Origin of the sequence: Brevibacillus agri (assembly GCF_004117055.1) — a bacterium.
GTDB lineage: Bacteria > Bacillota > Bacilli > Brevibacillales > Brevibacillaceae > Brevibacillus > Brevibacillus agri.
The window spans coordinates 5,360,727-5,374,818 of the sequence record NZ_CP026363.1 but is presented as its reverse complement, the minus strand read 5'-3'; the positions used below and the strand labels follow the sequence as shown (position 1 = coordinate 5,374,818).

Annotated in this window: 17 protein-coding genes, 2 pseudogenes and 1 riboswitch; of the genes and pseudogenes, 15 read left to right on the top strand and 4 right to left on the bottom strand. The window is 52.8% G+C overall.

Annotation, left to right across the window (positions count from 1 at the left end; genetic code table 11):
- Positions 1-15: 15 nt before the first annotated feature.
- A complete protein-coding gene (locus tag BA6348_RS26440; protein ID WP_005835541.1) occupies positions 16-639 on the top strand; it encodes an SCO family protein in 624 nt (207 codons plus the stop codon).
- On the opposite strand, the gene BA6348_RS26435 is transcribed toward BA6348_RS26440, so the two are convergent.
- Positions 640-1,008: a DUF3889 domain-containing protein gene (locus BA6348_RS26435; protein ID WP_242507424.1), complete on the bottom strand. Its 369-nt coding sequence runs from the start codon at positions 1,006-1,008 to the stop codon at positions 640-642.
- 179 nt (positions 1,009-1,187) lie between these two features.
- Between BA6348_RS26435 and BA6348_RS27600 the strand changes: the two genes are divergently transcribed.
- From BA6348_RS27600 to BA6348_RS26415, 5 genes and pseudogenes are all read left to right on the top strand, one after another.
- Complete coding sequence (locus tag BA6348_RS27600) at positions 1,188-1,652, top strand: hypothetical protein (protein WP_242507423.1); 465 nt, start codon at positions 1,188-1,190, stop codon at positions 1,650-1,652.
- Positions 1,649-1,858, top strand: a complete 210-nt coding sequence (locus BA6348_RS27595) for a hypothetical protein (protein WP_242507422.1) — start codon at positions 1,649-1,651, stop codon at positions 1,856-1,858. Before BA6348_RS27600 ends, BA6348_RS27595 begins: the two co-directional genes overlap by 4 nt.
- A gap of 96 nt (positions 1,859-1,954) precedes the next feature.
- Positions 1,955-3,620 (top strand): annotated as a pseudogene (gene rnjA, locus BA6348_RS26425) (ribonuclease J1).
- Positions 3,621-3,708: 88 nt separating this feature from the next.
- Complete coding sequence (locus BA6348_RS26420; protein ID WP_005835537.1) at positions 3,709-4,137, top strand: BrxA/BrxB family bacilliredoxin; 429 nt, start codon at positions 3,709-3,711, stop codon at positions 4,135-4,137.
- Between the two features lie 12 nt (positions 4,138-4,149).
- Complete coding sequence (locus tag BA6348_RS26415; protein WP_242507421.1) at positions 4,150-5,148, top strand: aldo/keto reductase; 999 nt, start codon at positions 4,150-4,152, stop codon at positions 5,146-5,148.
- Between the two features lie 340 nt (positions 5,149-5,488).
- On the opposite strand, the gene BA6348_RS27765 is transcribed toward BA6348_RS26415, so the two are convergent.
- Both BA6348_RS27765 and BA6348_RS27590 read right to left on the bottom strand, forming a co-directional pair.
- Positions 5,489-5,623 carry a hypothetical protein gene (locus BA6348_RS27765; RefSeq protein ID WP_277986652.1) on the bottom strand — a complete coding sequence of 45 codons (135 nt, stop codon included), beginning with the start codon at positions 5,621-5,623 and terminating at the stop codon, positions 5,489-5,491.
- Positions 5,624-5,638: 15 nt separating this feature from the next.
- Entirely contained in the window at positions 5,639-5,812 is a 174-nt protein-coding gene (locus tag BA6348_RS27590; RefSeq protein WP_157179489.1) for a hypothetical protein, read from the bottom strand.
- A 189-nt stretch (positions 5,813-6,001) separates the two neighbouring features.
- Here BA6348_RS27590 and BA6348_RS26400 point away from each other — a divergent pair.
- The 7 genes and pseudogenes from BA6348_RS26400 (at position 6,002) to BA6348_RS26375 (ending at position 12,368) form a co-directional block, all read left to right on the top strand.
- A pseudogene (locus tag BA6348_RS26400) lies at positions 6,002-7,007 on the top strand (LCP family protein).
- A 65-nt stretch (positions 7,008-7,072) separates the two neighbouring features.
- A complete protein-coding gene (locus BA6348_RS26975) occupies positions 7,073-7,222 on the top strand; it encodes a hypothetical protein (RefSeq protein WP_005835534.1) in 150 nt (49 codons plus the stop codon).
- A 145-nt stretch (positions 7,223-7,367) separates the two neighbouring features.
- The gene (locus BA6348_RS26395; RefSeq protein WP_025845724.1) at positions 7,368-7,631 is read left to right on the top strand and encodes a hypothetical protein; all 264 of its coding nucleotides are present in this window, start codon (positions 7,368-7,370) and stop codon (positions 7,629-7,631) included.
- Between the two features lie 105 nt (positions 7,632-7,736).
- Positions 7,737-7,854, top strand: a riboswitch (SAM riboswitch).
- 99 nt (positions 7,855-7,953) lie between these two features.
- Positions 7,954-8,967, top strand: coding sequence for a methionine ABC transporter ATP-binding protein (locus BA6348_RS26390; protein ID WP_005835532.1), 1,014 nt, complete (start codon positions 7,954-7,956; stop codon positions 8,965-8,967).
- Positions 8,968-9,633, top strand: coding sequence for a methionine ABC transporter permease (locus BA6348_RS26385; RefSeq protein ID WP_005835531.1), 666 nt, complete (start codon positions 8,968-8,970; stop codon positions 9,631-9,633). It abuts the gene before it with no gap.
- Between the two features lie 59 nt (positions 9,634-9,692).
- Positions 9,693-10,532 (top strand): MetQ/NlpA family ABC transporter substrate-binding protein, encoded by an 840-nt coding sequence (locus tag BA6348_RS26380; RefSeq protein WP_005835530.1) that lies wholly within the window; start codon positions 9,693-9,695, stop codon positions 10,530-10,532.
- Positions 10,533-10,721: 189 nt separating this feature from the next.
- Positions 10,722-12,368 carry a peptide ABC transporter substrate-binding protein gene (locus BA6348_RS26375; protein ID WP_122953221.1) on the top strand — a complete coding sequence of 549 codons (1,647 nt, stop codon included), beginning with the start codon at positions 10,722-10,724 and terminating at the stop codon, positions 12,366-12,368.
- 71 nt (positions 12,369-12,439) lie between these two features.
- On the opposite strand, the gene BA6348_RS26370 is transcribed toward BA6348_RS26375, so the two are convergent.
- Positions 12,440-12,889 carry an SRPBCC family protein gene (locus tag BA6348_RS26370; protein ID WP_122953222.1) on the bottom strand — a complete coding sequence of 150 codons (450 nt, stop codon included), beginning with the start codon at positions 12,887-12,889 and terminating at the stop codon, positions 12,440-12,442.
- 117 nt (positions 12,890-13,006) lie between these two features.
- On the opposite strand from BA6348_RS26370, the gene BA6348_RS27580 reads away from it, so the two are divergent.
- The gene (locus BA6348_RS27580; protein WP_242507418.1) at positions 13,007-13,195 is read left to right on the top strand and encodes a hypothetical protein; all 189 of its coding nucleotides are present in this window, start codon (positions 13,007-13,009) and stop codon (positions 13,193-13,195) included.
- Positions 13,129-13,812, top strand: a complete 684-nt coding sequence (locus BA6348_RS26365; protein WP_340640806.1) for a helix-turn-helix domain-containing protein — start codon at positions 13,129-13,131, stop codon at positions 13,810-13,812. The genes BA6348_RS27580 and BA6348_RS26365 overlap by 67 nt, the downstream gene beginning before the upstream one ends.
- The last annotated feature ends 280 nt before the right edge of the window (positions 13,813-14,092 follow it).

Genomic DNA, 14,092 nt, shown 5'->3' with positions numbered 1-14,092 from the left:
GGGAGGAAGAAAATCGTGAGTGAGGGAGCACAGCAACAAGGATCCGCGTTGCAGCGCCATTGGTTTACGGTGCTCGCAGGCGTGATTATCCTCGCGATTGTAGGCGTGTTGGGCTACAAATACATGGCAAAAGAGCCGATTCCCGTGATGAAGCCGATTGCCGATTTTACGTTGGACAACAGTGACGGCACTTCGTTTACGTTTTCGGAAGGCAAAGGCAAGGTGCGGCTGGTCGAGTTCATGTTCACCAACTGCCCTGACATTTGCCCGGCGACGACGTACAACATGTCCAAGCTGCAAGAGCAGCTCAAGGAGAAAAAGCTGTTCGGCGACAAGGTCGAGTTCATTTCCATCACCTTTGACCCGGATTTCGACACGCCAGAAGTGTTGCAGCAGTACGCGGCGAAGTTCAAGGCGGATCAGAGCGGCTGGAAGTTTTTGCGCGGCGATGCCCAGGCGGTGGAAAAGGTGACGAAGGATTTCGGGATTGCCGTATTGAAGCAGCCTGACGGTTCCTTTGCCCATACCGCCCGCATGTTCCTCGTCGATGGCGATGGAAACATGCGCCGCGCCTACGGCATGGCAGCCGACATGGACATGGAGCAGATGCTGAAGGAAATGGAGCAGCTTGCGGACTAATCAGGCTGATTCCTCGTACGTGATCTGCACGACATGCTCGGTTTGATTTTCAAATTCAATATGCACGAGTAACGCCCACCTGCGATTGCCCTCCTGGAGCAAGAGTTTGAACGTCTCCTCTGACGTGGTGGGCGTTTTTGCTGTGCGCCCGACGTGCAGGTAGTCGACGATCTGGGCATGCGGATATTTTTCATCGTCTCCTGCATCGCCAATCTGCCCCATTTGGCATATGGCGGGGCGCAGGCAGGGGCATACTGGAAGAAGAATAACAGCAGGCTTGCTGCGATGGCGGTCAGGACGCTTCGCGCGAGGCGAACGGATACAGAGGCTTGCATGGCGTAAGACCCCCTTTTTTGTATTGGAAAACAAGCTTGCCCTCTATTTTGAAGCCTTTTTTCATGTCATTCGTAGAAAATATTTACAATTTGGAAAGCGGGGGATTTCATGTACTACTTGCTCATTCCCTTATTTGGTGTTCCGCTCATCCTGGCGATTTTTGCGCTGCGCTCTCGCCGGAGCGGCTTCTGGAAAAATGGTGGCCGCCTGTCGTGTCAGCGCTGCTGATTTACGGAGGCTGCCTCGCTGCCAACGTGTATTGGCAAGTACAGTACGGCATTCCGGTGCTTCCGACCAAAGCCGATCTGGAGCTGTTTCTTTTATTTTTGCCTGTTCCTCGTCTTCGTGTTTTTTATTATGTACCTCGTCTTTTTCTTTGTGATGCGCAAACCGTTCTGGAAAATGAATCTGTTGTTTCTCGCCACGTCGTCTGGTCTGTTTCTCCTGTTTGCCGGGGCTTTTTAGGCATGGGGCCGTTTATGTCGAAGGTGGAGTACGTCTCGGTTGTGCAGAGTGTAAAAAACAAGTGGCAGGCCGTGCCCGTGCAGGCGTCGAGCAATAAGCCGATTGACGTCACGCTCGTCTACAGCAAAAGGGACTGTGAAAAGGTGTGCTGGCCAACCTTACGACAGCCTGATTTTGGTCCGGAACCAGTCGGGGCAGCCGCTGGGCATTGAGCTTTTGGTTCGCCTGCAAAACGAAAGTGGGGCCGTCATCGAAGACAAAACAGGCGTTGCCGCTCAAGCTCGCTGCGGGGGAAATCGTGCCGGTATGGACAGAAGATACAAACATGGAAGAAAACTTTTGGGAGCGGGTCAGTACGGTCACGGATGAGAGAGTAGCGGCGATTGCGTATCAGTTTTCTATTATTGACCGAAGATGAATGTGTCGAATTGTCAGACTGGATGAAACGAACGCCTCGCGTTGTGTTACAATAGAATGGCATGCTTGGTTCGGGTTCCCAAAATCATGCACGATGATGTTAGGAGGAAAGAGTTTGAGCGACGTTAAGATTTTCGCGATGGGCGGCCTCGGCGAGATCGGAAAAAATATGTATTGCGTCGAGTATGAGGACGAAATTATCATCATTGACTGCGGGTGAAGTTCCCGAGAATGAAATGTTCGGTATTGATCTGGTCATCCCCGATTTTCCTATTTGGTGGACAACCAGCACAAGATTAAAGCACTTTTGTTAACGCACGGACATGGATCACATCGGAGCGATTCCTTATATTTTTCAAGCAAATTAACGTGCCGATCTACGGTGGTCGTCTGACCCTGGGCTTGGTCAAGGCGAAGCTGGAAGAGCATCGCATGCAAAATGACGTGAAGATGATTCCGATCTCAGAAGATACGGAAATCCCCTTCAACCGCCTGAAAGCGTCCTTTTTCCGCACGAATCACAGCATTCCGGATTCGTTCGGGGTTGTGATTCATACGCCGGAAGGGATGGTCATTCATACAGGTGACTTCAAATTCGATATGACGCCAGTCGGACAGACGACCGAGTACGGCAAGATTGCGAAAATCGGGGCGAGCGGCGACGTTTTGGCGCTGCTCTCTGACAGTACGAACAGCGAGCGCTACGGCTTCACCATGTCGGAGCGCACTGTTGGCGAAGGGATTCTCGACGTGGTGCGCAAAGCGCGCGGGCGGATCATCCTGGCGACATTCGCGTCCAACGTGCATCGCCTGCAGCAAGTAGTAGACGCTGCCGAGCAGTGCAATCGCAAAGTAGCGGTGATTGGCCGCAGCATGGAAAAAGTGTTCCTGATCGGACAAGAACTGGGCTACATCCAGATGCCGGAGGGCATGCTGATTGATATCAAGCACATTGACAACTACGCCGACAATCAGGTGCTGATTATTTGCACCGGAAGCCAAGGCGAGCCGATGGCGGCATTGACCCGAATCGCTTCCGGATCGCACCGGACCGTGTCGATCTACCCGGAGGATACCGTCATTATCTCGGCTTCCCCGATTCCAGGCAACACGATCAATGTCAGCAGGACGATTGACAAGCTGTACCGCGCGGGCGCGAACGTCGTGCTCAGCCACGTGTTTGACATTCACGCGTCCGGTCACGGCAGCAGCGAGGAGTTGAAGCTCATGCTCAACTTCATTCGTCCCAAGTACTTTATCCCGATTCACGGGGAGTACCGGATGTTGAAGACGCACGCGAAGCTGGCGCAGCAGGTAGGAATTGAGGAGAGCAACATTTTCCTCATGGACAACGGCGAGGTGCTGAACTGCAACCGCGAAAAGGCATGGCTCAGCAAGGTTCACGCCGGCATCGTCCTGATCGACGGCAGCGGCATCGGCGACGTGGGCAACATCGTCCTGCGCGACGCAAGCATTTGGCAGAGGATGGCCTGATGGTCGTGGTCGTCAGCCTCGATATGAAAAACTTCAAGATTCTCACCGGACCTGACATTGTCAGCCGCGGCTTTGTGTACGTGCGCGGTTCGGAATCGCTCATCCAGGAAGCGACGCTGTTGGTTCGCCAGCGCCTCCAGGAAGCGTTGGACAAGAAGATCAAGGAATGGTCGGAGTTGAAGTCCCAGATCAACGAAGTCATCAAGCCGTTTATTTACGAAAAGACGGGCCGCAATCCGATGATTCTCACCATTTTGATGGAAGTGTAGGACTGGAGCACTTCTTCGTTCTCCCGGGGACGCGATCGGGTTATAATAATACGTAAATGGATACGTGATACAAAGGAGAGGTTGCCCCATGATGTCTTATGAAGCATATATGAGCCAAGTAATTCAACCGATGCGCGACGAACTGACGCGCAACGGATTTGTAGAGCTGCGCACAGCAGAAGAGGTTGAGCAGACGCTGCCAAACGCAAAAGGTCTGACGCTGGTAGTCGTAAACTCGGTTTGCGGCTGCGCGGCAGGGCTGGCTCGTCCGGCAGTGGTTCATTCCTTGAACCATTCCACCAAGCCAGACAACATTTACACTGTATTTGCAGGACAAGACAAGGAAGCGACAGCGAAAGCCCGCGAGTACTTTGAAGGCTACGCGCCATCTTCCCCGTCTTTTGCGATCATGAAGGACGGCAAAATCATGACGATGATCGAGCGTCATCAGATTGAGAACAACGACCTGCAAACGATCTCCAACCTGTTGACTACCGCTTACGACACGTACAAATAAGCTAGCATGGCCATGACAAGACGCTCGCGAACGGGCGTCTTGTTTCACATCCCGATGAACCTGAAAGGAGCTGCCCGCAGCATGCAGACCCGATCGTTTGGACGAGATCCGCATCAAGTCTCTTTGCTCGGCTTCGGCGCCCAGCGAATTGTGGACGAGCACGATTGCACCGAGGAGCAGGCAATCGCCATCATTCGGCGCGCCGTAGAAGCAGGAGTCAATTACTTTGATACAGCCCCTACATACAGCGCTGGACAGTCGGAGACACGGGTAGGACTGGGGCTTGCAGGCTTGCGCGACCGCGTGTGGATCGCGACGAAGACGGGAGGACGCACGCGCGACCTGGCCCTGAAAGATTTGGAGGGCAGCTTGAAGCGGCTGCAGACCGATTACGTCGACGAGTGGCGGATGCACAACATCATGCAGCCGCACGATCTGGAGGCGATTTTTGCAAAAGGAGGCGCGCTGGAAGCGATGCTGGAAGCGCGAGAGCAAGGGCTTGATCCGCAAATCAGCATCAGCGGGCACACAGACCCGCGCCTGCTGGCAGAAGCGATTCGCCGCTTTCCTTTTGACAGCGCCCTCGTCGCTTTGTCTGCTCTCGATCATTTCATCTACAGCTTTGCGCACGATTTCGTTCCGCAAGCGGTGGAAAAAAGGCGTCGCGGTCATCGGCATGAAAGTGATGGGGCTGGGCAAGCTGGCTCCGTGGACAGAGCAAGCGCTGCGCTATACGTGGAGTCTCCCCGTTTCGACGGCGATCCTCGGCGTGAGCAGAATGGACGAGCTGGAAGCGGACTTGGCCGCGGCCAACGCCTTCGTGCCGATGACGGACATCGAACGCGTGGAGCTGTTTCAACAGATCATGCCGCTGGTGCGCCCGGACGTGCTGCGCTGGAAGGCGCGCGAATGGATGGCTGGCGAATGGTATCAGTTGCCGGAGCTGTCTTTTTGACAAAAGCGAAAGTCTCTTCTGATTTTCTGGAAGGGGCTTTCTTTTTGTTTTTTTAGAGCATGGCTGGAAACAAGCTGGTGGTCATAACCGGAGCTACGCGAGGATTGGGCAGGTCGATGGCAGAGCGATTTTCACGAAGCAGGCTGGAGCGTGGCAGGCTGTGGCCGTTCGGCCGTGGCGCTCGATCCGGGCGGCAGTATTGACACCTCCATGCTGCGTTCCCTGCTCGCCGCAGGAAGTGGCAATGACCCGGCCAGCGAGGTGCCGATGGCCATTCCCAGGTTGTTCGCGACATATACGATGTTGAACAGCTCTCGGCGCTGCTCTTTCCAGCGAAAGCCGATGAACGCCTGAATCGCCGGAACGACAGGTTGAAGGTAAAGCCAAGCCCGGTCATCAGCGCGATGTAAACAGGCCAGCTATCGTGAGCGGAATCGACAACTGGATGAGTCCTTGAACCAGCAAGGCCCCGACGATCAGCCGTTTGGCGCCCAGGCAGTGAAAAAGCGTCCCGCCGACGAACTGCCTCACAATTCCTGCCAGCGATTAAACCATCAGCACAAAGCCTGCCTCGGTCATGGAGCGTTGCAAAATCGTATGTACGTACAAAGTGGTAAGCGGCCACATGAAAGCGCTGCCGGAAGAGTTGATGAAGCTCGCAACCAGGAAGAACAGGGCTTCTCGCGGATACCGCTGCAAAAAGGAAGTGGGAGAAATCACGGCCGGTCACCCCTTTGGGATTGTGTTGCTTGTAGTATAACGAATATTTTAAACATTGCAAACATAAAAATATAAAAAGTGAAAAGCACCCAAATAAAGGCTGCTCCACATCCTATAGATTCGAGTATACTAAACAAGTGGTGAGATGAGTTCATGTGATACAGAGAATAAAAGGTGGAGTAGTTCTTTATGCGAATGTGGAAACGGGTGTTGCTCCTGATGTTTGTCGCGATTGCCGCGACAGCAGGTTATTACGGATACTCTTTTTATCAGTTTGCTCACAATATTCAAGAGCCGAATGTCATTCGGCCAGCCCCGCCGGATGGCGGTGCCGCGACGAAAGCGGCGGAGATTCCGGAATGGGATGGCGAAGAGCGGGTGAACATCCTGTTGATGGGTGTGGACCGCAGGGGAATGAAAAATAACGGACTCCCCGTTCGGACTCGATGATGCTCGTCAGTATCGACCCGGCCTCCAAGCGCTACGACGTATTTTCCATTTTGCGCGACACGTACGTAGACATTCCGGGGAACGGCAGCTCGCGCATCAACTCGGCGATCGTGGAGGGCGGACCGGAACTGGCGATGAAGACCGTCAGCCAGTTTACAGGGCTTCCGGTGGACCGCTACGTCATCACCGACTTTGAAGGCTTCAAGGCTTTGATTGACTCTGTCGGTGGTGTCGAGATTGATGTGGAAAAAAATATGTACTATCACGACCCGACCGATAAAGGCATCTACGACATCAATTTGAAAAAGGGACTGCAGCAACTGGATGGCAACAAGGCTCTGCAATACGTTCGTTTTCGCCATGACGCCACATCGGACTACACGCGCACAGAGCGTCAGCGCAAGCTGCTGACGGCTGTGGTGAGCCAGATGAAGAGCGGCACGACCTTGATTCAATTGCCGTCCATCCTGAAAGAAGTGACGCCGTATATCCAGACGAATATCAGTTCCATGGATATGCTGAGGCTGTCTGCGCTTGGGCTGAAATTAAACACCGCGGAGCCAGGCAACTACCAATTGCCGCCAATGGGGATGTTCCGCGAATCCCATCGGGCAGGCGCGGTGCTCATTCCGGATGTCGACCAGATCCAGTCTTTTATCAAGGAAAGCTGGAACCGCCAGCAGAAGAAGCGGTTTCGCAAACGAATAGCACGACCGATAGCAACGAAAACAGCACGCCAAATTGAGCGTGCTGTTTTTTTGTGTTTTCGGGCAGACTAACCATGATTTGCTATGTATGGGGGTGAGGGGAATGGACCAGGAGATTGCGCGTAAATGGTTTTCCCATACAGGGGACTTGCGAACGGAACATATCGACGAGCCGGACGGCCGCATGCGGCTGTATTTTTTGACCAGCATGGCGGATGCCAAGTCGTTTACAGCGAGCTCATCCCGAAGCTGAGAGAAATTTGTCTGGCTGAGGCAAGCATAGGGGAAGTGGAGCGGCAGCTCGGGGGAGCCGGGAGCAATCGGGTCTATCACACCCAGGAGGCGATTCAGCGCCTGCTCGAAGGCTATCGCCCAAGGAAGCGTTTCTCATCAAGCTCGTGCACGGGAAATTCCGGATTGGCAGCTACGACACGTCCGTCCCGGCGCAAATTTTCGGGAAGACCGACAAGAACCGCGGCAATCCCAAGGATATGGTGCACCTTGCTTTTGACACGATTTCCAGCAACGCCCGAATCAAGCTGGAGCAAGTATCGCCGCCGGTGTTCGATATTCGCATACGCTTGAAGGCGAGAATCCTTGAGAAAGCGACGTTTCATTTTCACGTCAATGCCACCATCATTCGCAACGGAGTAATGGATTAAAAAAGTTTTTCCTGTGATTGCTATTGACGGGATATTTTCAAAAAGGATATAATCCGGTTTGTATCATGAAAATATGAAAAACGAACATAATATACGTGGAAATCTTTCTTATCAAGAGAGGCGGAGGGACAGGCCCGATGAAGCCCGGCAACCGGTTCATTTTTTGAAATGGACGTCGCGGTGCCAATTCCTACAAGATTGGTTGGATCTTGATAGATGAGAAGGGTGGATGCGAACGTATACATGCGTTGCAGCCCCTTTTTCGTTTATGAAAAAGGGGTTTTTACGTTTTTCACAAGGATTTTGCTGGGAGGTGGATGCGTTGATTCAATTGAAAAATTTGCATAAAAGCTATCAAGTGCAGGGCAAGACGATTCCGGCGTTGCTCGGGATTGATCTTTCTATAGATAAAGGGGAAATTTACGGGATTATCGGCCATTCCGGGGCGGGGAAAAGTACCTTGATCCGCTGCATCAACCTGCTGGAGCGCCCTACGTCGGGACAAGTCATCGTCGATGGGGTCGACCTGACCAAGCTCGACGATGTCAAGCTGCAGGAAAAGCGCCGCGAGATCGGGATGATTTTCCAGCACTTCAACCTGCTGTCCTCGTCCACCGTCGGGGAAAATGTCGCGTTTCCGCTCAAGCTGGCCAAGCGTCCGAAGGCGGAGATTCAGAAAAAAGTGGACGATCTGCTCAAGCTGGTAGGGCTGGAAGCGCACCGGGACAAATACCCGTCCCAGTTGTCCGGCGGCCAGAAGCAGCGCGTCGGCATCGCGCGGGCGCTGGCAAACGATCCGAAAGTGCTGCTGTGTGACGAAGCGACCTCGGCGCTCGATCCGCAGACGACCAACTCGATTTTGGCGCTGCTTTTGGACATCAACCGCAAGCTGGGATTGACCATCGTGCTGATTACGCACGAGATGCACGTCATCCGCTCCATTTGCGACCGCGTAGGCGTGATCGACGGCGGAAAAATCGTCGAGTCGGGCGAGGTGCTGGACGTGTTTCTCAAGCCGCAGCATCCGACTACGCAGGAATTTGTCGAGCAGGTGGCAGATTCCACCGAGCTGCGCGAAGCTGTCGCGCACGAAAAAGCAGCGGGGAACCGCACGATTGCGCGCGTCACCTTCCTGGGAGAAAAGACGTACCAGCCGATTTTGTTCCAGACGATGCAGGAGACAGGCACAGTATTCAGCATTTTGCAGGGAACGATTTCCCGCATGAAGGATACGCCGTACGGCCAACTGGTCGTCGAACTGGAAGGCGATGTCCGTCAAAACGAAAAAACCATCGAGACGTTGCGTCAGCGTGGTTTGGAAGTAGAGGTGATATAGATGGACTGGACAATGGAAAATGTGGATTGGTCGGAGATCGCTGAGGGTACACTAGACACACTGACGATGCTGGGTTTCTCCACGTTGTTTACGATCCTGATCGGCTTGCCGCTGGGAATCATTTTATTCCTTACTTCACGTGGACAGTTGCTGCAAAACAAGGCGTTTTACTCGGTTGCTTCATTCATCGTCAACGTATTGCGTTCCGTGCCGTTCATCATTCTGATGATCTTGCTGATTCCGGTCACGAAACTGATCGTCGGCACTTCGCTCGGCGTACTCGGAGCGATTCCGCCGCTCGTGATCGGGGCCGCCCCGTTTTTTGCGCGGCTGGTGGAAACCTCTCTGCGCGAGGTAGATCGCGGAGTCATTGAGGCCGCCCAGTCGATGGGGGCGTCCAATTGGCAAATCATCTGGAACGTCCTGCTGCCAGAGTCTCGTCCGGGACTGGTGGCCGGAATTACGATTACGACCGTTGCGCTCGTGTCCTACACGGCCATGTCCGGGGTAATCGGCGGCGGCGGTCTGGGCGACTTGGCTATCCGTTACGGTTATCAGCGCTTCCAGACCGATGTCATGATTGTCACTGTCGTCATTTTGCTCGTGTTGGTGCAGATCTTACAGTCGCTGGGTGATCGCCTGGTATTGCGTTTCAGCCGCAAGTAAGGTCTTTCCCATAGAAGTTTGCAAGTACAAAGATCAAAAAAAGTAGGGGGAAATCATTTATGAAAAAGCTAGTCGTATCTGTACTTTCTACCGTATTGGCATTTTCTTTGGCAGCGTGCGGAGGCAAAACGGAGACTGCTCCAGCTCCAGCCGAAGGCGGCGCACAAGGCGGACAACAAGAAGTGACATTGAAAGTAGGCGCTTCTCCGGTTCCACACGCAGCAATCCTGAAGCACATCGCACCAAAACTGAAAGAACAAGGCGTAAACCTGGAAGTACAAGAGTTCACCGACTACGTACAACCAAACGTACAGCTCAACGAAAAACAACTCGACGCAAACTTCTTCCAGCACAAGCCTTACCTGGAAGACTTCAATAAAGGACAAAACATGGATCTGCAACCTGTAGTTGCGGTTCACATCGAGCCATTTGGCGCTTACAGCAAAAAAGTGAAATCGGTTGACGAACTGGCGGAAGGCGCAACTATCGCGCTGCCAAACGACCCGACCAATAGCGGCCGCGCCCTCGCTCTCCTGGAGAAAAACGGCGTCATCAAGCTCAAAGAAGGCGCTGGCATCAGCGGAACTGTGAAAGACATTGTGGAAAACAAGAAAAACCTGAAGTTCAAAGAGGTTGAAGCAGCGATGCTGCCGCGCGTTCTGGAAGAAGTGGACCTGGCGCTGATTAACACCAACTACGCGCTCGAAGCGAAGCTCGTGCCAACCAAAGACGCTCTGTTCATCGAAGACAAGGAATCTCCATATGCGAACTTCCTGGTAGCTCGTCCTGACAACAAAGACTCCGAAGCCATCCAAAAGCTGGCGAAGGAATTGAACTCCCCTGAAGTGAAAAAATTCATTGAAGACGAATACAAAGGTTCCATCATCCCGGCATTCTAAGGAAAAGTAATTGATGGATCAACAAATAAACCCAATTGGCCCTTTAAGGCTGTTGGGTTTATTTCTGTTTACAAAAGAATAAATATTCATAAAATTTAATTAAATATCACCGAACCCCATTTTCAAGAAATCTGTCGTCGAGTATATTGTGGTGGCGATAGAAAAAATTTGATAAGGGGGAAAATTCTGATGAAGGGAACATTCAAAATGTTTGTCGGCCTGACATTGGTGGTCGGAAGTCTTTTGGCAGGCTGTGGAGGCAGTCCGACTTCGACTGCACCTGCTGCTGCTCCTGCGGGTGAGGCTTCGTCTGGCGCGCCTGCCAGCACAAAGCCGCAAGTGTTTCGGGCCAATCTGACCAGCGAGCCATCGACGGCAGACCCTGGGCTCGCCAAGGACACTACCTCAGGGGCGATCGTCCGTGCCACTTTTGACGGCTTGACCAGGCTGGACAAAGACGCGAAGCCGATGAACTCGGTTGCGTCTGATGTGAAAATATCCGACGACAAACGGGTGTACACGTTCACGATTCGCGACTCCAAGTGGAGCAACGGCGATCCGGTGACGGCGCACGACTTTGAATTTGCCTGGAAACGCGTCCTCGATCCAAAGCTGGGAGCCGAGTATGCGTATCAGCTCTACTACATCAAAAATGCGGAAAAAGTACACACAGGCAAGGCGCAAGCAGACGAGCTGGGGGTAAAAGCTCTGGATGACAAGACGCTGGAAGTAACATTGGAAAACCCGACACCGTTCTTCCTGGAACTGACGGCATTTTACACGTATTATCCTGTAGACAAAAAGGTCGTAGAGGCCAATCCGAACTGGGCGAATGAAGCAGCAACACACGTGAGCAACGGGCCATTCAAGATGACGGGCTGGGAGCACAAGAGCAAGATCGTTTTGGAGAAGAACGAAAACTATTGGGACAAAGACGCTGTCAAGCTGGACCGGATCGAGTTTGCCATGATTGAGGATGATAACACAGCGCTGTCCATGTTTGAAAACGGCGAGCTGGACTGGGCGGGTCAACCGCTTGGCGGCCTGCCAACCGATGCGATTCCGTCCCTGAAAGAAGCAGGCAAACTCGTCGTTCATCCAAAGGCGACGATGTATTGGTACAAAATCAATACCACCAAAGGAGTGCTGCAAAACGTAAAAATTCGCAAAGCACTCGCTTATGCGGTTGATCGCCAAAGCATCGTGGACAACATCACACAGGTCGGCCAGGTGCCTACGATGGGGATGCTGCCGCAATCCATGATTATCAAGCCGGAGGGCTACTTCCGCGACAACGACGTGGAGACAGCGAAAAAGCTGCTGGCGGAAGGCATGCAGGAGTTGGGGCTGAGTCAGTTTCCGACCATCACCATGTCGTACAACCCGACAGACCGCCACAAAAAAATCGCCGAAGCCATGCAGGACCAGTGGAAGCGCAACCTTGGCATCGACGTGAAGCTGGCGATCAAGGAATTTAAGGTGCATTTGCAAGATTTGCATGAACTGAATTACGAGATTGGCCGTTTGGGCTGGAATGCCGATTTTAACGATCCGATCAACTACCTGGAGATGTTCCGCGATGCGAAGACGGGAAACAACGACACAGGCTGGGAGAACGCGCGCTACAAGGAGCTGCTGCAACAGTCGGCCATGGAGAGTGATCCGGAGAAGCGCAAGCAGCTTTTTGCGGAAGCCGAGCAAATTTTCATGGATGCCATGCCTGTAATCCCACTGTTTACGGACGTGGATGTCTGGGTGCAGAGTGATAAGGTAAAAGGCGTGCAAGTGGACGGACTGGGCTTTATTGATCTGAAGTGGGCGGAAATGGTCGAGTAACAGGCAAAAACCCCAGAGGCGAAGTGCCGAGGCAGCTCGCTGCTGGGGTTTTCCTTCCTTTTTGCCCGGAATTAATAGCCAAAATCCAACGTTTTTCCGGTTTCTGCATATGTTTTGATGTTGGAGAGAATCATCGGCCAATGGTTGCTCGCGTTGGCGAAGGAAGGGTGATCTTCGATCCACTGGTCGTTAATCAGCGTCAGCCGCGTGCATCCGCCAACAGGCTCCAATTGGAAAGTTACGCGCGATTGAAGCTCGGCGTGGTTGGCGTGGTACGAAGGGCCGGGATGTTCCAGGAAGCTGAAGGTTTGCTGCGGCTCAAACGCCAAAACCTTGCCGTACACATGGACAGTTTCGTCGCCATCATTTCCGGGACCGACATAAGCGAGATCGTCCCCTACCTGAAAAGTAGAGCGGATGACAGAGCCAAAAAACGTATGCTTGACTCCTTCTTCCGAGGTAAGAACGTGCCAGACGTGCTCCGGGGTGGCCCCGATGTAAAAATCGAAACGCAGTTCCATAGCAGTGCCTCCTGTTTCCATTCATTTTCAAATTGTAATCGTTTGCTGTTGCTACTACTCTTAGTATAGGCAGATAATGGAGGGGCGTATTGTAAAAATGCGACAGGAGGCGGCGCTATGGAAAAAAAGCAGGACATGCTGCCAAAAGGTGTGCTGCATGCCATGCTTGGCGGAAAAAGTTTTCGCTGCAAAGGTATGAACCAGGCGGCGACGTCGGTTACTTCGTCCAGCATTACTGGGTGGTCAGGTGGGATTTGCGCGGGCAAGCTCCTTACTCCCAAACCGTTTTGGCCCACCCCAATGTGAATCTGGTGTTTGAAGAGGGCGCCACAGGCATATTCGGTGTCGCTTTGTCCACGTCCTCGCATTTGCTGGCTGGCCAAGGCCATGTGTTCGGAGTGAAGTTCAAACCAGGCGGCTTTTATCCATTTTGGCAAAAGCCGGTTTCGCAGTTGTACGGCACGGTTACTACGTTGGAAGAAGTGTTTCAGGTGGAGACAGCCCCGCTGGAAGCCGAGATGCTTGCCATGCCGGAAGACGCCCAGATGGTTCGCCGCATCGAAGCGTTTTTGGGCGAGCGTCTGCCGGAGCGCGATCCGAATGTAAAGAGAGTAAGCGAGCTGGTCGGCTTGATTCAGGCAGATCGGACGGTGCTGAAGGTAGAGGATGCGAGCCGACTGTCCGGAATGAGCATCCGGACGATGCAGCGCTTGTTTGACCGCTATGTTGGCGTCAGTCCGAAATCGGTAATCCAGCGCTACCGACTGCACGAAGCGGCGCAGATGATCGACCAGGGAGCCGTCAGCGACTGGCTGGACTTGTCCATCGCGCTCGGCTACTACGACCACTCGCATTTTATCCGCGACTTCCGGGCGATTGTCGGTGTATCGCCGCAAGAATACCGGCAGACCCAAACTTTATAATTGTAAACAAAGTCCCCTGTGACGTCGCTTTTTCGCGATGGGAGGGGGCTTTTTGTTTTGCCTCGGTGAGCGGCGATACTCCTAAGATTTGCATAGTTTTTCTTGTGCGAGGCATACTTCATGTAATGAAGAATGTGAATTTATTTCCCTTAATATAATTTGATCTTTGAATAAAACATAATTAAACTTGCTTAAAATGTCTTCAATATTACTAAAAATGCAGTATATTTGTTGAAGTAGCTTTCCATGGAGTGTTACACATACAAAGGGGGTCAACACT